This is a genomic window from Actinoplanes awajinensis subsp. mycoplanecinus, from assembly GCF_001509495.1.
Classification (GTDB): domain Bacteria; phylum Actinomycetota; class Actinomycetes; order Mycobacteriales; family Micromonosporaceae; genus Actinoplanes; species Actinoplanes palleronii.
In genome coordinates this window covers 16,290-37,428 of record NZ_LLZH01000314.1, presented here as the reverse complement: position 1 = coordinate 37,428, position 21,139 = coordinate 16,290, and the positions used below count along the sequence as shown (strand labels likewise).

The 21,139-nt window shown below is 72.0% G+C and carries 26 protein-coding genes and 1 pseudogene; 15 read left to right on the top strand and 12 right to left on the bottom strand.

The features are described 5' to 3' along the window. Positions 1-14: 14 nt before the first annotated feature. Positions 15-167 carry a hypothetical protein gene (locus ADL15_RS53610; protein ID WP_198171233.1) on the bottom strand — a complete coding sequence of 51 codons (153 nt, stop codon included), beginning with the start codon at positions 165-167 and terminating at the stop codon, positions 15-17. Positions 168-246: 79 nt separating this feature from the next. After that, positions 247-1,179, bottom strand: a complete 933-nt coding sequence (locus ADL15_RS40880) for a LysR family transcriptional regulator (RefSeq protein WP_067703676.1) — start codon at positions 1,177-1,179, stop codon at positions 247-249. 121 nt (positions 1,180-1,300) lie between these two features. Between ADL15_RS40880 and ADL15_RS40875 the strand changes: the two genes are divergently transcribed. Next, complete coding sequence (locus tag ADL15_RS40875; RefSeq protein WP_067703673.1) at positions 1,301-2,986, top strand: MFS transporter; 1,686 nt, start codon at positions 1,301-1,303, stop codon at positions 2,984-2,986. Here the strand turns inward: ADL15_RS40875 and ADL15_RS40870 are convergent. Then, the gene (locus ADL15_RS40870; RefSeq protein ID WP_083972397.1) at positions 2,902-3,237 is read right to left on the bottom strand and encodes an RNA polymerase sigma factor; all 336 of its coding nucleotides are present in this window, start codon (positions 3,235-3,237) and stop codon (positions 2,902-2,904) included. The genes ADL15_RS40875 and ADL15_RS40870 overlap by 85 nt on opposite strands. 103 nt (positions 3,238-3,340) lie before the next feature. On the opposite strand from ADL15_RS40870, the gene ADL15_RS40865 reads away from it, so the two are divergent. The 3 genes from ADL15_RS40865 to katG are packed head-to-tail and all read left to right on the top strand — an operon-like array spanning position 3,341 to position 6,265. After that, positions 3,341-3,544 carry a hypothetical protein gene (locus ADL15_RS40865; protein ID WP_067703734.1) on the top strand — a complete coding sequence of 68 codons (204 nt, stop codon included), beginning with the start codon at positions 3,341-3,343 and terminating at the stop codon, positions 3,542-3,544. A gap of 58 nt (positions 3,545-3,602) precedes the next feature. Next, positions 3,603-4,034: a Fur family transcriptional regulator gene (locus ADL15_RS40860; protein WP_067703666.1), complete on the top strand. Its 432-nt coding sequence runs from the start codon at positions 3,603-3,605 to the stop codon at positions 4,032-4,034. Continuing rightward, the gene (gene katG, locus ADL15_RS40855; RefSeq protein ID WP_067703663.1) at positions 4,031-6,265 is read left to right on the top strand and encodes a catalase/peroxidase HPI; all 2,235 of its coding nucleotides are present in this window, start codon (positions 4,031-4,033) and stop codon (positions 6,263-6,265) included. The genes ADL15_RS40860 and katG overlap by 4 nt, the downstream gene beginning before the upstream one ends. A 246-nt stretch (positions 6,266-6,511) precedes the next feature. Here the strand turns inward: katG and ADL15_RS40850 are convergent, their stop codons facing one another. Next, entirely contained in the window at positions 6,512-6,865 is a 354-nt protein-coding gene (locus ADL15_RS40850; protein WP_067703731.1) for a MerR family transcriptional regulator, read from the bottom strand. Between the two features lie 59 nt (positions 6,866-6,924). Here ADL15_RS40850 and ADL15_RS40845 point away from each other — a divergent pair, with 59 nt between their 5' ends. After that, positions 6,925-7,791 carry an NAD(P)-dependent oxidoreductase gene (locus tag ADL15_RS40845; RefSeq protein WP_067703661.1) on the top strand — a complete coding sequence of 289 codons (867 nt, stop codon included), beginning with the start codon at positions 6,925-6,927 and terminating at the stop codon, positions 7,789-7,791. Positions 7,792-7,849: 58 nt separating this feature from the next. Here ADL15_RS40845 and ADL15_RS40840 read toward each other — a convergent pair whose 3' ends face one another. Further along, positions 7,850-8,689 (bottom strand): LysR family transcriptional regulator, encoded by an 840-nt coding sequence (locus tag ADL15_RS40840; RefSeq protein ID WP_067703656.1) that lies wholly within the window; start codon positions 8,687-8,689, stop codon positions 7,850-7,852. Here ADL15_RS40840 and ADL15_RS40835 point away from each other — a divergent pair. From ADL15_RS40835 to ADL15_RS40825, 3 genes are read left to right on the top strand one after another with little or no spacing between them, the layout of a single operon-like run. Beyond that, positions 8,652-9,149, top strand: a complete 498-nt coding sequence (locus tag ADL15_RS40835; protein ID WP_198171237.1) for an EamA family transporter — start codon at positions 8,652-8,654, stop codon at positions 9,147-9,149. The two genes, ADL15_RS40840 and ADL15_RS40835, sit on opposite strands and share 38 nt — an antisense overlap. A 40-nt stretch (positions 9,150-9,189) precedes the next feature. Beyond that, a complete protein-coding gene (locus ADL15_RS40830; RefSeq protein WP_067703646.1) occupies positions 9,190-10,170 on the top strand; it encodes a phosphotransferase family protein in 981 nt (326 codons plus the stop codon). Next, positions 10,113-11,474: an MATE family efflux transporter gene (locus ADL15_RS40825; protein ID WP_232344866.1), complete on the top strand. Its 1,362-nt coding sequence runs from the start codon at positions 10,113-10,115 to the stop codon at positions 11,472-11,474. Before ADL15_RS40830 ends, ADL15_RS40825 begins: the two co-directional genes overlap by 58 nt. Before the next feature lie 31 nt (positions 11,475-11,505). Here the strand turns inward: ADL15_RS40825 and ADL15_RS40820 are convergent, their stop codons facing one another. Continuing rightward, complete coding sequence (locus ADL15_RS40820; RefSeq protein WP_067703643.1) at positions 11,506-12,333, bottom strand: hypothetical protein; 828 nt, start codon at positions 12,331-12,333, stop codon at positions 11,506-11,508. A gap of 104 nt (positions 12,334-12,437) precedes the next feature. Here ADL15_RS40820 and ADL15_RS40815 point away from each other — a divergent pair, with 104 nt between their 5' ends. Beyond that, a complete protein-coding gene (locus ADL15_RS40815) occupies positions 12,438-12,944 on the top strand; it encodes a SigE family RNA polymerase sigma factor (protein WP_067703720.1) in 507 nt (168 codons plus the stop codon). After that, on the top strand, positions 12,941-14,056 hold the full coding sequence (locus ADL15_RS40810) for a hypothetical protein (RefSeq protein WP_067703639.1): 1,116 nt from the start codon (positions 12,941-12,943) through the stop codon (positions 14,054-14,056). Before ADL15_RS40815 ends, ADL15_RS40810 begins: the two co-directional genes overlap by 4 nt. Positions 14,057-14,113: 57 nt before the next feature. On the opposite strand, the gene ADL15_RS40805 is transcribed toward ADL15_RS40810, so the two are convergent. Next, the gene (locus tag ADL15_RS40805) at positions 14,114-15,232 is read right to left on the bottom strand and encodes a tetratricopeptide repeat protein (RefSeq protein ID WP_067703631.1); all 1,119 of its coding nucleotides are present in this window, start codon (positions 15,230-15,232) and stop codon (positions 14,114-14,116) included. Positions 15,233-15,249: 17 nt separating this feature from the next. Between ADL15_RS40805 and ADL15_RS40800 the strand changes: the two genes are divergently transcribed. Both ADL15_RS40800 and ADL15_RS40795 read left to right on the top strand, forming a co-directional pair. After that, positions 15,250-15,984 carry a YqjF family protein gene (locus ADL15_RS40800; protein ID WP_067703628.1) on the top strand — a complete coding sequence of 245 codons (735 nt, stop codon included), beginning with the start codon at positions 15,250-15,252 and terminating at the stop codon, positions 15,982-15,984. Positions 15,985-16,096: 112 nt separating this feature from the next. Continuing rightward, on the top strand, positions 16,097-16,537 hold the full coding sequence (locus tag ADL15_RS40795; RefSeq protein ID WP_067703625.1) for a hypothetical protein: 441 nt from the start codon (positions 16,097-16,099) through the stop codon (positions 16,535-16,537). Positions 16,538-16,567: 30 nt separating this feature from the next. On the opposite strand, the gene ADL15_RS40790 is transcribed toward ADL15_RS40795, so the two are convergent. Beyond that, positions 16,568-17,317, bottom strand: a complete 750-nt coding sequence (locus ADL15_RS40790; RefSeq protein WP_067703622.1) for an SDR family NAD(P)-dependent oxidoreductase — start codon at positions 17,315-17,317, stop codon at positions 16,568-16,570. 92 nt (positions 17,318-17,409) lie between these two features. Between ADL15_RS40790 and ADL15_RS40785 the strand changes: the two genes are divergently transcribed. Continuing rightward, positions 17,410-18,018 carry a TetR/AcrR family transcriptional regulator gene (locus tag ADL15_RS40785; protein ID WP_067703618.1) on the top strand — a complete coding sequence of 203 codons (609 nt, stop codon included), beginning with the start codon at positions 17,410-17,412 and terminating at the stop codon, positions 18,016-18,018. Positions 18,019-18,027: 9 nt separating this feature from the next. Here ADL15_RS40785 and ADL15_RS56065 read toward each other — a convergent pair whose 3' ends face one another. Both ADL15_RS56065 and ADL15_RS54695 read right to left on the bottom strand, forming a co-directional pair. Continuing rightward, positions 18,028-18,411, bottom strand: coding sequence for a hypothetical protein (locus ADL15_RS56065; RefSeq protein ID WP_232344864.1), 384 nt, complete (start codon positions 18,409-18,411; stop codon positions 18,028-18,030). Then, complete coding sequence (locus ADL15_RS54695) at positions 18,377-19,249, bottom strand: hypothetical protein (RefSeq protein ID WP_067703612.1); 873 nt, start codon at positions 19,247-19,249, stop codon at positions 18,377-18,379. The genes ADL15_RS56065 and ADL15_RS54695 overlap by 35 nt, the downstream gene beginning before the upstream one ends. An 11-nt stretch (positions 19,250-19,260) precedes the next feature. Here ADL15_RS54695 and ADL15_RS40770 point away from each other — a divergent pair. Continuing rightward, a pseudogene (locus ADL15_RS40770) lies at positions 19,261-19,805 on the top strand (DUF1990 family protein). Here ADL15_RS40770 and ADL15_RS40765 read toward each other — a convergent pair. Together ADL15_RS40765 and ADL15_RS53605 are read right to left on the bottom strand one after the other, a co-directional pair. Further along, a complete protein-coding gene (locus tag ADL15_RS40765) occupies positions 19,792-20,208 on the bottom strand; it encodes a PIN domain-containing protein (RefSeq protein ID WP_067703713.1) in 417 nt (138 codons plus the stop codon). The pseudogene ADL15_RS40770 and the gene ADL15_RS40765 sit on opposite strands and share 14 nt — an antisense overlap. Positions 20,209-20,210: 2 nt before the next feature. Continuing rightward, positions 20,211-20,393: a hypothetical protein gene (locus ADL15_RS53605; RefSeq protein WP_157441930.1), complete on the bottom strand. Its 183-nt coding sequence runs from the start codon at positions 20,391-20,393 to the stop codon at positions 20,211-20,213. Between the two features lie 62 nt (positions 20,394-20,455). Between ADL15_RS53605 and ADL15_RS40760 the strand changes: the two genes are divergently transcribed. Next, the gene (locus ADL15_RS40760) at positions 20,456-21,088 is read left to right on the top strand and encodes a TetR/AcrR family transcriptional regulator (RefSeq protein ID WP_067703606.1); all 633 of its coding nucleotides are present in this window, start codon (positions 20,456-20,458) and stop codon (positions 21,086-21,088) included. Positions 21,089-21,139 lie beyond the last annotated feature (51 nt).

Sequence of the window (21,139 nt, the reverse complement as noted above, 5' to 3'; positions counted from 1 at the left end):
GCTCGCGGGGATCGCTACAGGGCCGAGCCGAACAGCGACGAGGCGGTCCGCCCGTGGTCGGCGTCGCGGGGTGCGTCGGCGAGGGCCACCTGGGCGGCCCGGGCTGGGTCGATGCTGCCCAGCGGCGTACGGCGCAGATCCTCCAGCGGCACAACACCCTTGCTCATGTCTTCGGTGGAATCCACGTTCCGGCCCCCATCAGACTCGACGACAACAGCCCAACAATAGAAAACCTTCGACCTGTTGTCACCGCGTCCAGGGCGGCGTCCAGACATCGGCAGGTGCCGGCGGCGCCGTGGTGATCAGGTGCTGGCACAGGGCGGCCAGGCCCGGGTGCGGGTTGCCGGCGCGGACCAGCAGCGCGTGCGGGTAGACCGGGGTCGGCCCGGTGAGCGGGATCCGGCGCAGGTCGTGCCCGGCCGGCCAGACGTAGCGGTCCCGGCTGCCGACCAGGGTGGTCAGCTCGCCGGAGTCGGCCATCGCGTCCATCAGGGCCTCGGTGCCGAAGTTCGGGCCGATCCGGTCGATGTGCAGGCCGAACGCGGCGGTCAGCTGCGCGTAGTAGGCGGCCCACTCGGTGCCCGGCCGGATACCGGGGATCCAGATCCGGTGCCCGCCCAGCTCGGCCGGCGCGATCGTGGCCCGCCCGGCGAGCGGGTGCGCCGGCCCGGCCAGCAGCTGCAACGGATCGTCGAGCACCCAGTGCGCCACGATCTGCTCCGGCAGCTCGCTCGCGGGCATCGGCACGGCACGGAACGTGGCGTCGATCTCGCCGGACAGCAGCGCCGCGATCGCGTCGTGCACGTTCGCCTCGGGCAGCGGGACCAGCTCCAGGTCGACGCCCGGGTGGACCCGGTAGAACTCGCGGACCGCCTGGGCCGGGGCGATCCGCCGGTTCAGCACGTCGACCCGCAGCGCCCGCTCGCCCGGCCGGACCGAGGCGGCCGCCCGGTCGACGGCGGCCAGCACCAGCCGGGCGTGCGGCAGGAACGAGCGGCCGTCCAGGGTGAGGCGGGCGCCGCGGGCCGTGCGCAGGAACAGCGTCACCCCGAGCGAGCGTTCCAGGGTCGCGATCCGTTTCGAGACGGCCTGCTGGGTGACCCGCAGCTCGGCGGCGGCCTGCTGGAACTGCCCGGCGGCGGCGACGGCGACGAACGTGCGTACGGCCTCGATGTCCACGCCGCGAGCCTAGCCGGACAACTGTTGGTTGTGGCAGATCCCCGATCCGTTGTTGGAATGCAGGCGCACGCATCTGATCGGATGCTCCCGGTCAACGGATGGTTGTGATGGGGGAGTGCGGATGGTGCGGCAGAAGCTGGGTGGGTCGTTCGGTCTGCTGTGGACGGCGTTCGTCGCGTCCACGGCCGGCACCTGGCTGGGCTTCGGGGCGTTCGCCCTGATCGCGATCCAGGTGCTGCATGCCGGGCCCGCGGCGGTCTCCGCGCTGGCCGCGGCCGCAACGGCGGCCGGGGCGCTGGTCGCCCTGCCACTGGGCCCGTGGGTGGAGGCGCACCACAAACGCCGGGTCATGATCGGGACCGACGTGGTGCGGTGCGCCGCGCTGCTCAGCGTCCCGATCGGGTACGCGTGCGGGCTGCTCAGCTACGCCCAGCTGGTGGTCGTCGCGGTGATCGGGGCGGTGGCGAACATCGCGTTCACCGCCGCCAGCGGCGCCTTCCTGCGCTCCGTTGTGCCCGAGGATCAGCTGCTGACCGCGAGCGGCCGGCTGGAGTCGGCCGGCTGGATCGCCGTGGCCGCCGGTCCGCCGCTGGGTGGCGCGGCGGTCAAACTGTTCGGTCCGCTGGTCACCGTCGCCGCCAACGCGGCCGGCTTCCTGGTGTCGGCGCTGAGCGTGGGCGCGATCCGGGACCGCTCGTCAGGGTTGCCGGACCGGTCTGCCCCGGCGAGCGCGACGCTGCCGGACCGGTCTGCCCCGGATCGGGCGGCGCTGCCGGACCGGTCCGTCCGGGCGCGGGCGGGCGAGCTGGTCGCCGGCTGGCGGTTCGTGCACGCCGATCCGGTGCTGCGCCCGCTGTTCCGCAACACCGTCGCCGTCAACGCCCTGATCATGGCCACCGAACCGTTGCTCGCCGTCCTGCTGCTGGCCGATTTCGGCTGGTCGGCCTGGCAGTACGGTCTCGCCTTCGGCCTGCCCTGCCTCGGCGGTTTCGCCGGCGCCCGCCTCGCCGGAGTCCTGGTGGCGCGCTGCGGCAGCCGCCGGGTCCTGCGCGTCGCCGCGGTGGTGCGGGTGCTCTGGCCGGTGGGCCTGTTCTTCGTGACGCCGGGCCCGGCCGACGTGGTCTTCGTGATCATCGTCGAGCTGGCCCTGATCACCTGCATCGGCGTGTTCAACCCGGTGCTCGCGACCGAGCGGCTGCGCCGGGTCCCGCCCGAGCGCACCGCCCGGGTGCTGGTCGCCTGGAGTGTGACCAGCACCGCCGCGATCGCCGTGGCGACCGCGCTGTGGGGCGTGCTGGCCGCGTACACCGGGGCCCGCGCCGCGATCGGGATCGCCGGCGTGCTGCTGCTGGCGACCCCGTTGCTGCTGCTGCACCGCTCACCCGGACAGATCGGTCCGCTGCCGCACCAGGTCCGCCCGCGCGCGGCGGGCCGCCCGCAGGTTCCCGACCGCGACAAGACCCAGCCCGAGTACGACGATCAGGACCGAGGGTTCCGCCCGTTCCCGGGTGAGCGTGATGACCAGGGCCCCGGCGCTGAACACCAGCCAGGCCCCGGCGCCGAGCCACCCGGCGACCACCCGGTCCCGGGCGAACAACGGCGTCCGCCGGGTCAGCGCCCAGCCGGCGAACCCGGCCCACGCCAGACCGATCGTGATCAGCACGGCGAAGGCCACCGCGGTCCGGACCGGCAGGGCCGGTTCGGTGGCCCAGAGCAGACCGATCAGTCCGCCGCCGATGAGCCCGGCCAGCCCGACGGCCAGGTAGCCCCGGGCGGCGGCTCGTCGACCGGTTCCGGGCTCGCGTAGGCCTCCCGGAGCCGGTTCATCACCGCCCGCCGGGCGATCACGAACAGCCACGGGGCGAACCGGTCCGGTTGTCTCAGCCTCGGCAGCCCCCGCACGACGGCCAGCCAGATCTCCTGCACCACGTCGTCGTCGGGGGCGCCGAGCATCCGCCCGACGTACCGTTCGACCGCCGGATGCCAGGCCCGGACGAGCTCGGCGAAGGCCGGCCGCTCACCCAGCTGACAACGGACCACCAGCAATGCGTCGCTCATCGGCCCTCCTTCGGGTGTTCAGTCGTGGACCGGCCCGGGAAGGTTCACGCTTCGAGGTGCGGTGATCTCGTACCCTCGGGCATCTCACCTCCAGGAGGCAGTCGTGGCATTGTCAGGTCGGGACTGCCCGGATTGCGGCCGCCGGGTCAGCGAGCCGTTCCAAGAGACGATCACCGGCCGGGAGGTCTGCCCGGACTGCGCCAACGCGCTGTTCATGGGCTCCGCCGCGGGCGCGGTCACCGGGGACGTGGGCGCGGGCTACGGCGTCTGGGCGATGCTGATGCGCCGCATTCGGCGTGCGGAGTGAGGAAACTCTGCGTGTCATAACTTGATTGATTCCAGAAAAGGGTACTAGGGTCGTCGCCATGGCGTCCGACTTCGAGGTGCAGCTTCGTGCGGCCTCGCTGCGCGTGACCCGGCCCCGGCTGGCGGTGCTCGCCGCGCTGCGCGACCACCCGCACATCGACACCGATGCGGTGATCGCGCTGGTGCGCACCGATCTTCCCGCGGTCTCCCACCAGGCGATCTACGATGTGCTGCGTGCGCTCACCGACGCCGGTCTGGCGCGTCGCATCCAGCCCGCCGGCGCGACCGCCCGGTACGAGATGCGGGTGCGCGACAACCACCATCACGTCGTGTGCCGGTCCTGCGGCGCCATCGCCGACGTCGACTGCACCCTCGGCGACGCCCCCTGCCTGACCGCCTCGGACGACCACGGGTTCGTCATCGACGAGGCGGAAGTCGTGTATTGGGGCACCTGCCCCGAATGCCTGCCCCGTTCGGAAGGAATCAGATGAGCGACACCCAAGACCCGAAGGCCTCCGGTTGCCCGGTCGCACACGACTCGGTCACCGCGAGCGGTAGCGAGAGCGAGAACCCGGCGATCGACGCGCCCACCCCGAAGGCGAGCGGCCGCCCGCACAGCAACCGGGACTGGTGGCCCAACCAGCTCGACCTGTCGGTGCTGCACGCCCACTCGTCCAAGGGCAACCCGCTGGGCGAGGACTTCTCCTACGCCGCGGCGTTCGCGAAGCTGGACGTCGAGGCGCTCAAGCGTGACATCGCCGAGGTGCTCACCACCTCGCAGGACTGGTGGCCGGCCGACTTCGGTCACTACGGCGGCCTGATGATCCGGATGAGCTGGCACGCGGCCGGCACGTACCGCATCGAGGACGGCCGTGGTGGCGCCGGTGACGGCGGCCAGCGGTTCGCCCCGCTGAACAGCTGGCCGGACAACGCGAACCTGGACAAGGCCCGCCGCCTGCTCTGGCCGGTCAAGGCGAAGTACGGCCAGAGCGTCTCCTGGGCCGACCTGCTGGTGCTGGCCGGCAACGTCGCGCTGGAGTCGATGGGCTTCAAGACCTTCGGTTTCGGTTTCGGCCGGCAGGACGTCTGGGAGCCCGAGGAGATCTTCTGGGGCCCGGAGGACACCTGGCTCGCCGGTCGCTACGTCTCCGAGAAGGAGATGGCGCCGGGCGTCGGCGCGACCGAGATGGGTCTGATCTACGTCAACCCGGAGGGCCCGGGCGGTAACGCCGACCCGCAGGCCGCCGCGCACTTCATCCGGCTGACCTTCGGCCGGATGGCGATGAACGACGAGGAGACCGTCGCGCTGATCGCCGGTGGTCACACGTTCGGCAAGACCCACGGCGCCGGTGTCGCCGACGGCCACGTCGGCCCGGAGCCCGAGGGCGCCCCGATCGAGGCGCAGGGCCTGGGCTGGCTGAGCACGCACGGCAGCGGCAAGGGCGGCGACACCATCACCAGCGGCCTCGAGGTCACCTGGACCGACAAGCCGACCGAGTGGAGCAACCGCTTCTTCGAGATCCTCTTCGGATACGAGTGGGAGCTGACCACCAGCCCCGGCGGTGCGAAGCAGTGGGTCGCCAAGGACGCCGAGGCGATCATCCCGGACGCGCACGACCCGTCGAAGAAGCACAAGCCGACGATGCTGACGACCGACCTGTCGCTGCGCGTCGACCCGGCGTACGAGAAGATCTCCCGCCACTTCCTGGAGAACCCGGACGCGTTCGCGCTCGCGTTCGCCAAGGCCTGGTACAAGCTGCTGCACCGCGACATGGGCCCGGTCGAGCGCTTCCTCGGCCCGTGGGTGCCGGAGGCGCAGCTCTGGCAGGACCCGGTGCCGGCCGTCGACCACGAGCTGGTCGGCGACGCCGACGTGGCCGCGCTCAAGGCGAAGGTGCTCGAGTCGGGTCTGACCGTCGGGCAGCTGGTCTCGACCGCGTGGGCCTCGGCCGCCACGTTCCGCTCCACCGACAAGCGCGGTGGCGCGAACGGCGCCCGGATCCGCCTCGAGCCGCAGCGCGGCTGGGAGGTCAACCAGGGCACCGGCGACGTGATCGCCACGCTCGAGGGCATCCAGCAGGAGTTCAACAACGCCGGCGGCGCCAAGATCTCCCTCGCTGACCTGATCGTGCTGGCCGGTTCGGCCGCCGTCGAGAAGGCCGCCAAGGACGGCGGTGTCGAGGTGACCGTGCCGTTCCGGGCCGGCCGCACCGACGCCACCCAGGAGCAGACCGACATCGAGTCGTTCGCGGTCCTCGAGCCGCGTGGCGACGGGTTCCGCAACTACCTGCGCCCCGGCGAGAAGACCCAGCCGGAGGTGCTGCTCATCGACCGCGCCTACATGCTGGACCTGACCGCGCCGGAGACCACGGTCCTGGTCGGCGGCCTGCGCGCGCTCGGCAACAACTTCGCCGGCGCGAAGCACGGCGTGCTCACCGACAAGCCCGGTGTGCTCACCAACGACTTCTTCGCCAACCTGCTCTCCCCGGGCACCAAGTGGCAGGCCGCGGAGTCCCAGGAGCACGTCTACGAGATCCAGGACGCCACCACCGGCGAGGTCAAGTGGACCGCCACCGCGGTCGACCTGATCTTCGGCTCGAACTCGCAGCTGCGCGCCCTCGCCGAGGTCTACGCCAGCTCGGACGCCCGCGAGAAGTTCGTCGCCGACTTCGTCGCGGCCTGGACCAAGGTCATGAACAACGACCGCTTCGACAAGATCTGATCAGTGGTGTTGACGAGCCCGGCCACGACGGCCGGGCTCGTCGCTGTTTTCCCGGCTTACGACCCTTATTTGGTACGTATACGGAGCGCTCGCCCGCAGGCTACGAGCCGAGTCCCGTGGTGGTCTCGCGCGACACCGTCCCCGTTCCCGGCCGCTGCGCGCCGCCAGGTTCTCCGGCTGGTGCTCAGGGGTGCCTCAACCCCGGTGAGGCACCCCTGAGCACCAGCCCGGCGCGCCGCGCTTCCGTCAGCGGGGATCGTTCTGCAGCAGCCGGTCCAGCACGTCGCGGGCGGCGCCGAGCTGCTGCATCGAGCGGGTGATCCGGGCACGTTCGGCCGCGAGCTCGTCGAGCAGCTCCGGGCACGTCGGCGCCAGCACGGTCACGTCGTCCGGGATGCACGGCAGGATCTCGGCGATCGCGGTGGTGTTCAGACCCGCGGACAGCAGCAGCTGGATGTGCCGGACCGCCCGCAGCGCCTGCTCGTCGTACTGGCGGTAGCCGCTGGCCAGCCGCGCCGGGTGCAGCAGGCCCTGCTCCTCGTAGTAGCGCAGCGCGCGTGGCGTGGTGCCGGCCTGCCGGGCCAGTTCGCTGATCCGCATGTCCACGAGCAGATCAGGGCTTGACTCTCACGTCAACGTGAAGGTTTAGCGTCACCGGCGTGACACGACACAGTGACATCGCCGTACTGGGACTCGGGCCGATGGGCCGCGCACTGGCTGCCGCCGCCCTCGCCGCCGGGCATCGCACGGTGGTCTGGAACCGCTCGCCGGGCAAGGCGGCATCGCTGGTGGAACAAGGTGCGATGCTCGCGCCGACCGCGGCCGACGCGACCCGCGAGGCGCCGGTCGTGATCACCTGCATGATCGACTATGCGGCGGTGCGGGCGACCGTGACCGGTCCGGTGGCCGGGACCCTGGTCAACCTCAGCAGCGGCCACGCCGGGCAGGCCCGGGACATGGCGGCCTGGGCCGCCGATCAGGGCATCGACTACCTGGACGGCGCGATCCTGACGCCCGCGCCGACGATCGGGACACCGGCCGCGGCGATCCTCTGCAGCGGTCCCCGGACGCTCTTCGACCGGTGCCGGCCCGTGCTCCCGCGCGGCAGCATCCACCTCGGTGCGGAGATCGGTGCCGCGGCCGCCTACGAGATGGCGCTGCTCGACCTGTTCACGATGGCGGTCGGCGGGCTGGCGCACGCGTTCGCGCTGGCCGGTGCCGAGGGCATCGCCCCGGCCGACTTCGCCCGGTTCGCGCGAGGGATCGGCGCGCTGCTGCCCGGGATGGCCGACCGGTTCGCCGAGCAGCTGACCACGGACTCGTTCCCGGCCGACGTCTCCAGCCTCGCCTCGGCCGGGTCCGCCGTCTCCCACGTCATCGACGCGGCCGCGGTACACGGCCTGGACACCGCGCCGCAGCAGGCCGTGCGGTCGATCATCGAACGCGCCGTCGCGGCCGGCCACGGCGGGGACAGCTACGCGAGGCTGGCTTCCAGGGGTGTCTCAACCCCGTTGAGACACCCCTGAGCACCAGCCGGCGACCGCGGGTCGCGCAGCGGCCTTGACCCGGGCGGCGTCGCGGGGGTCAGAGAGCCGCGCCGTAGGCGGCGCGGCTCAGGTGGATCAGGTCGTCGAGGTGCGGTGGGGGAGCGTCGTGCCACCAGGCCAGCCAGACCGGGATCGGCGGGGTGTGGCGCAGCATCCGGTAGGCCACGCCCGGCCGCGGGTTCTGGTGGGCGGTCGCCTCCGAGGTCACCCCGACCGCCTGGTTCGCGGCGATCAACGTCAGCCATTCGTCGACCCCGTGCGTGGCGCGGACCGTCGCCGGGGGCGGCTCCGGCTCCCACAGGTCCAGGGTGGTGGTGCCGGTACGGGCGTCGATCGCGACGGGGTAGCGGGACAGGTCGGCGAGGCGCAGCGAGCGCCGCCGGGCCAGCGGGTTGTCGGTGGCGACCGCCGCGTACCGGGCCTCCGACCCGATCCGGGCGGTGGCGAACCGCGGATCCTCGAGCGGCTTGCGGAGCACCGTGATGTCGGCGACGCCCTCGCTCAGCCCGGCGGTCACCGTGTTGGCGTGTACGAACACCAGTGGGATGCCGGGCCGCGCCGCCGCCCAGGCCCGCTGCAGCCGCCGGGTGTGCTTGCCGAGCGCGGCCCACGCGTACCCGATCCGGACCTCGTGCACCGCGTTCCGGGCGGCGATCCGCTGCAGGTGGGCCAGCTCGTCGAGGATCCGCCGGGCGCCGGCCAGGATCTGCGTGCCGGTGTCGGTCAGGCTCACCTGCCGGGTGGTGCGCTGCAGCAGGCGCACACCCAGCGACTCCTCCAGAGCGGCCACCGCCCGCGACACCGCCGCCTGCGACGTGCCGAGCTCGGTCGCCGCGTCGGTGAACGTCCCGCACGGCGGCAGTGACTGGTTCGGCATCGGGTGCGGGCTGGTCGCGGCGGGCTGCTGGGCCGGCTACATCCTGCTCAACCGGTTGCTCGGCGGCCGGCTGCCCGGTCTGCAGGCACCGGCCGCGGCCACCACGGTCTCCGTGCTGCTCTACCTGCCGGTGCTGGCCTGGCTGATCGGGCAGGGGCGATTGACCGGCGCCGCGCTGCTGTTCGCGATCGGTGCCGGCGTATTCAGCTCGGTCATTCCCTATGCGGCCGATCTGCTCGCCCTGCGCCGCGTGCCGGCCCGGTTCTTCGGCGTGGTGATGAGCATCCACCCGGTTTTCGCGGCCATGGCCGGCCTGATCCTGCTCGGCCAGGTCCCGCCGCCACACGTCTGGCTCGGCATCCTCGTCGTCGTCAGCGTGAACGCGGTCGCCGCAACACCATCAAAACCGGTTAACACCTTTCCGGTACGACGTGACAGCCGCTACGTTGGCCAACAGTGAGAGAGCGCTCTCAACCGGTTGAGCAGAGGGGTTCGCGCCCATGGAGAGCATCACCAAGAACCGGCAGACCCCGGCGGTCCTGCTCGCGATGATCGAGCGCGCCTACGGTGCCGCCGAGGTCCCGGCCGGCGCGCACTGGTGCAGCGAGCTGGGCCACGGCTGGTTCAACGTGGCCTACCGGATCCGGCTGCGCTCCGGCCGCGAGGTGGTCCTGAAGATCGCCCCGCCGCCGGCCGTCGAGGTGATGACCTACGAGCGCGGCGCGATGGCGACCGAGCTGGCCGCGCTGGGCCTGATCCGGGCGCACACCACGGTGCCGGTGCCGCAGGTCGAGTTCGCCGACCGCAGCCACGAGCTGTGCGACGCGGACTGGTTCGTCATGCCGTACTTCGACGCGGACAACCTCGGCCTGCTCGAGCAGACCCCCGAGGAGCGGGCCGCGGTCAACAAATCTCTCGGCGCGCTCAATCGCGACCTCAACACCATTGCCGGAGATGGGTTCGGCCCGCTCGGCGGCCCGTATGAATCCACCTGGCGGGCCACCTTCCTCGCGATGATCGAGGGTGTGCTCCGCGACGGCGAGCGCCGGGCGGTCGACCTCGGCCACGACTACGCCGCGGTGCGCGCGGTGATCGCCGCGAACGCCGGGTGCCTCGACGAGGTGACCGAGCCCCGGTTCGTCGAGTGGGACCTGTGGGACAGCAACGTGATGGTCCGCGACGGTGCGATCGTCGCGATCATCGACCACGAACGCGCCTTCTACGGCGACCCGCTGATCGAGGCGGGTTTCACCGGCAGCGAACTGCCCGCGTTCGGCGACGCGTCGGCGTTCATCGAGGGCTACGGCCGAGGCCCGGCCACCGAGCCGGAACGGGTCCGCCGCCGGCTGTACTGCCTCTACCTGGTGCTGATCATGACGATCGAGACGGCGTACCGGAACTTCCCCGGCACCGCCAACTACGACTGGGCCCGCGATCGCCTGGACGAATCAATGGCCCTGTTCGATCGGGGAACGAGCTGAGTCAGACCGACGCGCTCGGCACCCGCCCGGTCGGACCGCTGCTCTGGCAGGCCTGCTCGCAGACCACCGTCTCGGTCAGCGTCTACGGCGTCTACGCGCTGACCAACGCCTGGTTCGTCGGTCACGGCGTCGGCCCGGGCGCGATGGCCGCGGTCAACCTGGCCGCGCCGGTGCTGCTCGTGCTCGGCGCAGTCTCCGGCACGGTCGGCACCGGCGGCGCGTCGCTGGTGTCGCGCCGGCTCGGCGCGGGCGACCCGGCCGGCGCCGCCCGCGCGGCCGGCAACGCGCTCGTGCTGTTCTGGCTGACCGCGTCGGTGATCACGGTGGCCGGGCTGCTGGGACTGGACCCGCTGGTCGGCGCGCTCGGCGCGGACGCCGCGACCCGCGACGACACCCGGGCGTACGCGATGGTCCTGCTCGCCGGCGCCCTGCTGACCACCGGTTTCACCGCGGTGGTCCGGGCCGAGGGGCGGATCCGGTTCGCCACCTGGCAGTGGGTGATCGGGGTGGTCATCCAGGTCACCCTCGACCCGTTGCTGATCTTCGGGCTGCACCTCGGGGTGCGCGGGGCGGCCCTCGGCACGATCGCCGGCACGGCCGCCTCGGCCGGGATGAGCCTGTGGTTCTTCTTCGTCCAGCGCGACCGGCCGTACCGGATCCGCCGTGCCGACCTGCGCCCGCACGCGCCGACCGTGCGCGCGCTGCTCGGGGTCGGTGCGCCGTCGCTGCTGGCCGGGCTCGGCACGACGCTGCTCGCCGTGCTGGTCAACAACCTGCTCGGCGGGGTCGCCGGGGCGGTGGCGCTGGCCGCCTACGCGGTCTGCGTACGGCTGCAGACCTTCGTGTTCATGCCACAGCTGGGCATCAGCCAGGGCCTGCAGCCGATCGTCGGGTTCAACGCCGGCCGTGGCCAGCCCGCCCGGGTCCGTCGCGCCCGGGTGCTGGCGCTGCGCGCGAGCCTGACCTACGGCACGGTGGCCGCCCTCGTGCTGATCGTTGTCGCCGGCCCACTGATCCGGATCTTCGTCGACGACCCGGTGATCACCCCGGTGGCGGTGCGGGCGCTGCGGATCGTGGCGCTGGGCGTCGCGGTTGCCGGGGTGGCCCCGCTGGTCTCGGCGTATTTCCAGTCGCTGGGCCGGACCCGCCCGTCGTACCTGATCTCGGTCGGCAGTCTCCTGCTGATCAAAGTGCCGTTGCTGCTGGCGCTCAGCCACACCGGCACGACCGGCATCTGGCTGAGCCTGGCCCTCGGCGAACTCGTCACCGCCACCGCCGCACTGCTGCTGCTGCGTCTCAGCTGAGGCGCCACGACCGGCGGGCTTGTTTCACGGCTCAGCGGAGGCGCCAGGTCCCGTCGGCGGGGGAGTAGACCGCGACCCGGTCCACCCGGTCCGGGATCGGGTCCGCGAGCCGCCAGGGCCCGCTGGTCACGGCCAGGTGCACCGTGTGGTCGCCGGCCAGGTGGCCGATCCAGTCCGGGCTCCCGGCCAGCAGCTCCGCGATCATCGCGTCCGGCGGGTGCTGCACCACGACCGGTCCCTGCTCGGTCAGCGGGGACCCGACCAGCAGCGCGAGCAGGCGGCCCAGCACAGCCGGGACGACCGCGGGATCTGTCGACTCGACGGTGACGTAGCAGTCGTCGTGGCCGGTGTAGTGCAGCGTGCAACCGGGCAGGGTCGGCAGGACCGGCCGGTCGCAGCGGGCGGTGCCGAGCGCCAGCCCGATCTCGTCCAGCCGGTCGGCGCTCGGTGAGCCCGGCAGACCCACCACCGTCATCTGGTAGGGCGCCCAGCCGCCGTCGAGCAACTGGAGCAGCGACGCGGGCGGCATCACCAGGCCCTCGGCGCTGAGTCCCATCGTGGCCAGGCCGCTGAAGTCGTGGACCGTGCACGGCGTCGCCCGGATCGCCGCGATCCCGGCCGGCGTCCAGGGTTTGATGTCGTTGGTCAACCAGCTGTTGGTGTACAGATCCGCCACCAGCACGGTGTCCACCCCGGCCGGGATCAGCAGGTCGGCCAGTTCCGAGGCCCGGGCCGCGGTCGCCTGCACCGACCAGCACCCGGCCGACTCGCGCAGGCTGAAACTCAGCGGGAACGGATTCCCGGCCGAGCCCACGCCGTTGGTGGCGAACGCGACGATGCTCTGCACTTCGACCTGCACGGATCTCCTCAGTGGCGTGACCATCGACGAGCTTAGGCAACACCCCGGAGAATCAGCGGCGTGGGTATGTCAACAGAACGGGTCGCTGGAGGCGTTTGCTCGTCGTGACGTTCGAAGAGTTCGTATCCGCCCGCCTGGGCACCCTGGTGCGTTACGCGACAGTGGTCACCTGGGATCCGCACCTGGCCGAGGACATCACGCAGAACGTGCTGGTCCGGGCACAGGCCCGCTGGTCGCGTATCGGCCGGATGGACGCGCCGGAGCTCTACGTGAAGCGCATGGTGGTCAACGAGTTCCTGTCCTGGCGGCGGCGCCGGGCCGCCCAGTCGATCCCGGTCTCGGTGGAGACCCTCGACGGGTACCTGCCGGCGGCGCCCGACCAGCTGGCGCAACGCGACGACCGGGACGCGATGCTGCGCCTGATCGCCCGGCTGCCACCCCGGCAGCGCGCGGTGATCGCCCTGCGCTTCTACGAAGACCTGGCCGTCGAGCAGATCGCCGAGATGCTCGGCTGTCGAACGGTCACCGTCCGTACCCACCTGATGCGTGCGCTGGCCACCCTCCAGGGTGCACTGCCGGCCTCGCTCGTGACCACCGGAGAGCAGCCGTGAGCAGGGACATCGAGGACCTCATCCGTTCCGCGCAGGAGCACCAGGCCGACCGGGCCGTGCCACCCGACCGCATCCGGTCGGCACTGCCGCGCCGGGCCGCGGTGGTGCGGCGCCGCCAGCGGTACGGCCTGCTCGGCGCGACCGTCGCCGCCGCGGCGGTGGCCGCCGCGATCACCGTGCCGGTACTGGCGCTGCGGGGCGGCGACCCGGCGACCAGCACGACGGTGACCGGCGCGGCCGGCACCGCGGCGCCGTCCACGGGGGCGTCCGCCGCACCGGTGCCGGCCGGGACGCTGCCCCAGAACATCGAGCTGCGCTACCGGCCGAGCTGGGTGCCGGCCGGGCTGACCGAGAGCATCCGGCAGCACGTCGCCGCCGAGCCGGGAGCCGCGCCGGCCGAACCGTGGCTGGTGCGGGTGTGGAAGAAACAGGCCGTGGCCGGTGATCCATGGGACGGCCCGGCGCTGAGCCTCAACGTCCGGACCGTGGCACCCGGCTACGGGGCGAACCGGGACACCACCGGCGAGGCGGTCGACATCAACGGCGCCGAGGGCGAGTACGTCAACGTCAAGGGCGACGCGAAGGCGTACGTGACCTGGCCGGTCGACGAGCGGACCGTGCTGTCCGTCTCGCTGAACCGGCTGGCCGTCAGCAAGGCCGACCTGCTGCGGACGGCCCGCTCGGTCCGGACCGACGCGGGGCTGTCCCCGGTGCCGGTGCGGCTGGGCTGGCTGCCGACCGGATGGACCGCCAACTCGGTCGCGGTCAGTGGCACCAGCGCGGCGGCCTGGCGCGCTCAGGTGTCCGCGTTCAGCCTCGGCAGCACGGGCAAGCCCAAGGAAGGCGCCGGCGGGCAGCTGTCGGTGACCGTGGGCAGCAGCACCGAGGCGCCGTCCGGCGGGGAGCAGCTCACCGTCGGCGGGCACCCGGCCCGGCATCCGGTGCGGACCGACGAGCCCGGGCAGGGCCTGATCTACCTGGTCGTCGACCTGGGCGGGGGCCGGGTGATGACGGTGGTCGGCCAAGGCGCCGGGCTCACCCTGGACGACGTGCGCAAGGTCGCCGAGCGGACCGAGGTCAGCCCGTCCGACCAGAGCTGGCTGAACCGCTGACGCACCTGAGCACCCGCCCGGGCGGGTGCTCAGGTCGTACCCAAAAAGGGTTTTGAATTATGAAGCCAGCAGGTCGGCCTCGGCGTAGCGGCCGGAGAGCCGACCTGCCTCGTGGATCTCGTCGGGGGTCATTCGGTCGACGAAGCCGTGGATCTCGTGCACGCCGTCGCCGGAACCGTGCTGGAGCATGGTCAGGTACCAGCGCAGCGCCTGGACCAGGTCGACCGGCCCGCCGAAACCGTCGCGATACCAGGCGGCCAGCGCGAACATGCTCGTCACCTGGCCGGCCTCGGCGCCCTTCAGGTACCAGGACCGGGCCTCCTCGTCGCGGTCCTGCTCGCTGAGCCGGTCGGCGAGCACCGGGTACGCATCGGGCATCCCGGCCTCGGCGGCGATCCGCAACCACGGCACCGCCTCCGGGGTCGGACCGGCCAGCAGGGCGACGTTGAACGCGGCGATGGTGTCGCCCGCCTCGGCCGCGGACCGGTAGAGCGCGGCCGCCCGGTCCGGGTCCTCGCCCTGCACCAGGAAACCGAGGCTGCGCTGGGCGATCGGGTCGCCCTCGCCGGCGGAGACGGTGAGCAGTTTGACCGCGGTCGCCCGGTCGTCGAGGTGGAAACCGTGGATCACGCCGAGCAGGGTGCGGGCCCGGCGGTCGTCGCGGTTCAGGCGCGGGACGAGCCGCTTCAGCTCCCTCGGCGCGGTCGGGTCGCCGGCCTGGCCGGCCTTCAGGAACCAGTGCGCCGCCTCGGCCGGATCGTCGCGGTGATAGCCGAACAGCGTGCCCAGATCGCGGAACGCCCGCTCGTCGCCGTCGGCAGCGGCCCGCCAGTACGCCTCGGCCACGGTGTCGTCGACCGGCACACCCTGCCCGGTCGCGTACATGATCCCGAGCATCCGGCGGGCACCCGGCTCACCCAGTTCAGCGCTGCGCTCGTACCAGCGCAGCGCCGCCGGCCAGTCCTCGGCCATCGCCCGGCGCGCGCCCAGGTTGTAGGCGGCCTCGGCGTTGCCCAGCTCGGCCGCGCGCTCATAGCTGTCGTCCGGACCGCCGAGCTGACCGAGCAGCAGCAGCGCACGATCGTCCGGGCCGGCTGCCGCCAGGTGCTCGCGCGCCGCTTCGTGGTCGCCGCGCAGCGCGGCAAGAACACCCATGTCGTACGGAAGCCAGGTCACCGGGGCAGCATAGAGGGGTGGACGTCGAGGAGATCACCGCGGAGACCGTACGGCCGGTGGCGCGTGCGGTGCTCGGGCAACGCTGGACCGACCTGGCCTTCCTGCACTGGGCGGTGGATCCGGACCGGGTCGCCCCGCTGCTGCCGGCCGGCACGGTCCCGGACGTCATCGACGGCGTCACGTACGCCGGGGTGATCGGGTTCCGGATGGAGGGGATCGGGTTCCTGGGCAGCCCCGGCGTGCCGTACCTGGGGACGTTCTGCGAGACGAACGTGCGGCTCTACAGCGTGGACGCGCAGGGCCGGCGCGCGGTGGTGTTCCGCTCGCTCGAGGCGGAACGACTGGTCCCGGTGCTGGTGGCGCGGGTGAGTCTGCAACTGCCGTACATGTGGGCGCGGATGCGGATGACCCGCACCGGTGACGAGATCGCCTACGTCTCGCGCCGCCGGTGGCCCGGACCGCGGACCGCGACGAACCGGATGCGGATCCGGGTCGGCGCGCCGATCGGAACGCCCGGTCCGGTGGAGCACTTCGTGACCGCCCGGTGGGGACTGCACACCCGGGCCTGGGGGCGGACCCGGCACCTGGCCAACGAGCATCCGCGCTGGCCGCTGCACCGCGCCGAGCTGCTGGACCTCGACGACTCGTTGCTGGCCGCGGCCGGTCTGCCCGGGATCAGCACACCACCGGACAGCGTGCTGTACTCACCCGGCGTACCGGTGATCTTCGGCCCGCACCGGCGCGCGCGGTGATGAAAGCCTTTTGAAAGCCGTGCTCGCGGCGGGGAAAGCCTTTTGAAGCCGCGCTCGCGGCGGTGAAAGCCGCGCGCGCGGCCTCGCGGCAGCGAGCGAGTAGTTTGTCCGGGTGAGTCTTCTTGATGATGTGGCGAAGCGGGACGGCTGGCGTTGCTGGGTGTGCGACGAGCCGGTCGACGCCGACATGCCGGTGAACGATCCGCGCGGTCCGAGCGTCGACGCCCGCACCGCGGACCGGAAGGCCAAGGTCGTCGAGCGGCTCGCGCACCGGGCCTGCAACACCCGCAAGGGCGCGGTGAAGGTGGTCATCGCGTGGCCGGACCGGCTGCACGTGGTGGAGCCGGCGCCGCTGATCACGGTCGCCGAGCGGCTGGAGCGCAAGGGCGGGCGGGAGCTGGTGGCTCGCTGCCCGAGCAAGAAGGACGCTCAGGAGGCCGCAGACTGGCTGGTGGACCGGTTCTCCCGGCTGGTGCCCGGGCTGCCGGTCACCGCGAACGTGGACGCGGGCGGCGGGCAGTTCCTGGTGGCACTGTCCGCCGGGCGGCGCTGAGCGTCGGCATCCTGGGCCGGAGTTCGTAGGTCAGATGTGCATCTCACCGCCGTCGACGACCAGGTCGGCGCCGAGGAAGAAGCTGGCCTGCTCGGAGGCGAGGAACGCCACGACGTTGGCGATCTCGTCCGGGCGGCCGATGCGGCCGATCGGGATGCCGTCGGCGAACTGCGACTTGAGGGCGGCCGCGTCCGGGCCGGCGACCACGCCGTCGAGCCCGGGAGTGTCGATGGTGCCCGGCGAGATGGCGTTGACCCGGATGTTCCGGTCCTTGAGCTCGTTGGCCCAGGTCCGGGTGAAGGACCGGATCGCGGCCTTGGACGCCGCGTAGGCGCCGAAGGCCGCGACCCCGTCGCCGGCCCGCACCGAGGCGTTCAGGATCACCGATGCGCCGTCGTTGAGCAGCGGCAGCGCCTTCTGCACCGTGAACACCGTGCCCCGCACGTTGACCCCGAAGATCCGGTCGAAGTGCTCCTCGGTGATCTCCGGCAGGGTCGCGAACGCCGCGGCGGCCGCGTTGGCGAACAGCACGTCCAGGCCCCGGCCCCGGGACCGGACCGCGTCGTAGAGCCGGTCCAGGTCGTCCGGGTTCGCGATGTCGCCGGGCACGGCGGTCGCCGAGGCCGCGCCGATGGTCTCGACGGCCGCGTCGAGTTCGGCCGTGCGCCGGCCGGTGATGAACACGTGCGCGCCGTCCGCGGCCAGCCGTTGCGCGGCGGCCAGGCCGATCCCCTTGCTGCCACCGGTGACAACAGCGGTCTTGCCCTCGAACTGACCCATGGTTCTACCTCCTGAAACTTCGGCACCGGTTGGTACCGAAGAGGACCGTACCACTAGCGCACCGATCGGTACCGAAGGAGTAGGCTCGAGACGTGGACACCAAGCGGAAGACGCCGATCGGCCGGCCACGGGCGTTCGACGCCGACGCGGCGCTCGAACGCGCGCTGCTGGTCTTCTGGGCGAACGGCTACGAAGGCGCCAGCCTCGACGACCTGACCGAAGCGATGGGCATCACCCGGACCAGCATGTACCGGGCCTTCGGCAACAAGGAGGACCTGTTCCGCAAGGCGCTGCAGCGCTACTCCGAAGGCCCCGCGGCGTACGTGCCGCGGGCGATGGAGGAACCGACGGCGCGGGAGGTGGCCACCGCGTTCCTGAACGGTTCGGTCCGGACCACGACCCTGCCGGGCTGCCCGGCCGGCTGCTTCGGCGTCCAGGGCTCCCTGGCGGCGGGCGAGGCCGGTCGCAGCGCGCAGCAGGCGCTGGCGGTGTGGCGCAACGACGGGATCACGGTGCTGCGCGAGCGGATGCAGCGGGCGATCGACGAGGGCGACCTGCCGGCCGGGGCGGACGCGGATCAGCTCGCGCGATACCTGATGGCGGTGTCCAACGGCATCGCCGTACAGGCCGCCGGGGGCGCCGAGCGGGCGGAGCTCCAGCTGGTGGCCGACATCGCCCTGCGGCATTGGCCGCTCGGCTGAGGGGCTTGCCTACCAGATCAGGATGCTGCCGTTCGCTGCCCGGGCGCGGTCGACGGCGTTCCGGATGGTTGCCAGCCGGTCGGTGATGTACCCGGGCTCGTATCCGGTGGCGGCCGCGAGCTCCCCGGCGTGCTCCGCCAGGTGCCGGCATTCCTGCTCGAACGCGTCGAGGCGGTCCGGGGGGATCATCAGGTTCCCCCGGTTCTCCAGGGTGATCTCGCCGAGCTGCGGCAGGAACGTCGCGCCGAGTCGCCGCGCCGCGGTGGAACCCCACAGCTGGTGACGGGTGAACTCGCTGCCCGCTGAGGTCCCGGTGCGCGGTGGGTCGTCCAGGAGGCGGCGGCCGGCATGGGCGTTTTCATCGGGAATCCAGATTCGTACGCTGAGACTCATCTGTCCACGCTCCTATTCGCCATCGCAGGGTCGCCCGCCCGTCGACGTCCTCGAGAGTCACCGGGTGGACCTGCCCGTGGGATCGGCCGCCGCGGAAGCGCTGCAGCTCGCTGGGCGACCAGGTGAGGCAGAGGATCGTGCAGCCGGCTATCTCGATGAGTCCGGCGCCGAGCGGGTCCGGCCAGCCGGCTCGCCACCCGAGGTGCTGATGGGTGTGCGGGTTTACCTTCGCCAGGAACTCGTAGTGGCCGTGCGCGGCCGCCCACTGGTTGATCGTGGCGGCTCGTTCGCGGGCGGCGGTGATCGGCAGGTCCAGCCAGCCGTGCAGGGTCCAGGTCGCGGCGATCTCCGGTGCGCTGAAGTGCGTGCTGGCCTGCGTATCGCCCCTGCCGCCGAGCCGCAGGTCGGCCAGCCCGTCGACGGTTCGCGGCCCGCTGCCGAATCCGATCCACGCGTCGAGCGCGACCGGGTCGCCGATGACCATCCCGCACGGGTCCACGGGTAGGTCGCCCAGCGGGACCGGTTCGGTGCCGGCCGACACCGCTGACCAGGGCAGGTCCAGGTCGATGTCGAGCACGGCGATGGTGGGCCGGGGCTCGTAGGTGCCGGGGCGGGTGCGCGCGGTCACCGTCAGCGTCGCCGGGCCGGTGGGCACGGCGGTCGCTTCGGCGAGCCAGTCGTGGAGGTGGGCGCCGCCGGCCCGGGCCGCGTGAAGCGCGCGGACCGAGAGGGGGTCGCCCAGCTCGCTCCACTCGTCGAGGAACCCGGTGCCGGCGAGCACGACGGCCCGGGACGGCGCCGTGACCCGGCCCAGGATCACCCTCTCATCGCCGCTCATCGCGATCGATCATGGCATGGGCGTGTGGTGGCTACCGTGATCAGATGCGGTTGACGTATCAGGAAGTGGGTGCGACCCGGACCGAGCCACTGCCCGCGGGGTACGGCCACGTGCACCGCGACGTCAGCATCGGGTCGGGTGCGGAGGTCTTCGAGCGGGCAGTGGCCGGTCTTTCGACTGGGGAATGCACCGGGAGGCCGGGTTCACCGTGGTGAGCCCCGGAGGGATTGCGGCGCCGGGGGTCGACGTGGTGCTGCGGGCCGGCTGGGGCCCGGCGCGGCTGACCATCCCGTGCCGGGTGGTCTACACCGTCGACGAGGTCGATCGCCGCGGATTCGCCTACGGCACGCTGCCCGGTCACCCGGAGCGGGGCGAGGAGGCGTTCATGGTGGTGAAGGACGGTACGGGCGACGTACGGATCCGGATCTCGGCCTTCAGTCGTCCCGCATCGTTTGTCGCGCGCGCCAGCGGACCGGTGGGTCGGTGGGCGCAGCAGTACGCAACAGATCGTTACGTCAGAGCCATCCAACGCCTGGCGCTGGTCATAATTCCATGAGCACAACGGGATAATCGCGATAGAGGGTCGGGATCCGGGTCGCGACGATGGCGGTCATCTGTACCGCCTCGTGGACGACCTGGGCCGTCATCTGCTCCGCCATCAATTCGGTGTGGAGGGGATAGCGTCGGAGCCGAGGGCCGGCCAGGTCACCGACCGCGACCGCGGCATGTGCGGTCAGGCTCATGTCGCGGACGCCGGGAAAGGTGAGCACGTGGTCCCACACGGTCGGATTCGCGGAGATCGCCACCTGTGCTTCCAGCACGGCGAGGGCTGGCACCACCAACGTCGCTGCGCCGTATTGGGCGAGATTGACCAGTCTCATCAGCATCGGATTGCCTTGCGCGAGTTCCACGAGCGCACTGGCGTCCAGGATGCGGAGGGAATGCTCTGAGGAGGTCACGGTCACTCCGCCTCGGCCTTCCGGCGGGCGACCAGTTCGGCGAGCTCGCGTTCAGCCTTCTCCATCTTCTCCCTGAACCGGATTTCGTCTTCCGCGGTCCACGGGGGACGCGGCGGCAGGCCCAGCAAGCGGGCGAGTCGATCAGAGGATCGTTCGGGTTGGTCGGCGTGGTCGGCGGTTGTCATGGGTCAAGGCTAGTCGCGTGCATCGACGGACGGCAACCCACGGACGAGTAATGATGGTGACCATGGGTCGATCACGAACGAATCCCGCGCCGACCGCGCCGGTCACCGCCCGCGGCCGGCGGACCCGGGACGCGCTGCTGGCCGCCGGCCGGGAGTTGCTCGAAGCGCGCGGCTGGGCCGGCTTCACCCCGGAGCAGGTCGCGCAGGCCGCCGGCGTCTCCTACGGCACGTTCTACACCTACTTCGAGTCCAAGGACGACCTGCTGCGCGCCGTCGTGCGCGCGGTCGCCGAGGAGATGTTCACCGAGAGCCTGGTCGGGCCGGACGCCGCCGACGACCCCTATGCCCGGATCGTCGAGGCGAACCGCGGTTACCTGAAGGCCTGGCGCGGCGCCTCCCGGGTGTTGCGGCTGGTCGAGCAGGGTGCCGACACCGACGACACGCTGCGTCAGATGCTCCTCGAGGTGCGCGAGCTCTACGTGCACCGCGGTGCCGAGGGGTTGCGCCGCCTCCAGGAGGCCGGGCTGGCGAACCCGGAGCTCGACCCGCGGCTGACCGCGATCGTGCTGGGCGCCATGGTCGAGCAGATGGCGCACGTCATCTACTCGCTGCGGGAGCCGCTCGACGAGGACGAGGTGGTCAACCACATGTCCAAGCTGTGGGCCGCCGCGATCGGCCTGCGCCCGCCAGCCTGACCGAAGCTTGACAATTTTGTCAGATTCCCTAACGTGGCCCCTGACCGCCAC

Coding starts and splice junctions, on each gene's coding strand:
- ADL15_RS53610 (WP_198171233.1), bottom strand. CDS start 167: ATGAGCAAGGGTGTTGTGCCGCTGGAGGATCTGCGCCGTACGCCGCTG.
- ADL15_RS40875 (WP_067703673.1), top strand. CDS start 1,301: ATGGTGCGGCAGAAGCTGGGTGGGTCGTTCGGTCTGCTGTGGACGGCG.
- ADL15_RS40870 (WP_083972397.1), bottom strand. CDS start 3,237: ATGAGCGACGCATTGCTGGTGGTCCGTTGTCAGCTGGGTGAGCGGCCG.
- ADL15_RS40860 (WP_067703666.1), top strand. CDS start 3,603: ATGGCGTCCGACTTCGAGGTGCAGCTTCGTGCGGCCTCGCTGCGCGTG.
- katG (WP_067703663.1), top strand. CDS start 4,031: ATGAGCGACACCCAAGACCCGAAGGCCTCCGGTTGCCCGGTCGCACAC.
- ADL15_RS40850 (WP_067703731.1), bottom strand. CDS start 6,865: ATGCGGATCAGCGAACTGGCCCGGCAGGCCGGCACCACGCCACGCGCG.
- ADL15_RS40840 (WP_067703656.1), bottom strand. CDS start 8,689: ATGCCGAACCAGTCACTGCCGCCGTGCGGGACGTTCACCGACGCGGCG.
- ADL15_RS40830 (WP_067703646.1), top strand. CDS start 9,190: ATGGAGAGCATCACCAAGAACCGGCAGACCCCGGCGGTCCTGCTCGCG.
- ADL15_RS40790 (WP_067703622.1), bottom strand. CDS start 17,317: ATGGGTCAGTTCGAGGGCAAGACCGCTGTTGTCACCGGTGGCAGCAAG.
- ADL15_RS56065 (WP_232344864.1), bottom strand. CDS start 18,411: ATGAGTCTCAGCGTACGAATCTGGATTCCCGATGAAAACGCCCATGCC.
- ADL15_RS54695 (WP_067703612.1), bottom strand. CDS start 19,249: ATGAGCGGCGATGAGAGGGTGATCCTGGGCCGGGTCACGGCGCCGTCC.
- ADL15_RS53605 (WP_157441930.1), bottom strand. CDS start 20,393: ATGACAACCGCCGACCACGCCGACCAACCCGAACGATCCTCTGATCGA.
- ADL15_RS40760 (WP_067703606.1), top strand. CDS start 20,456: ATGGGTCGATCACGAACGAATCCCGCGCCGACCGCGCCGGTCACCGCC.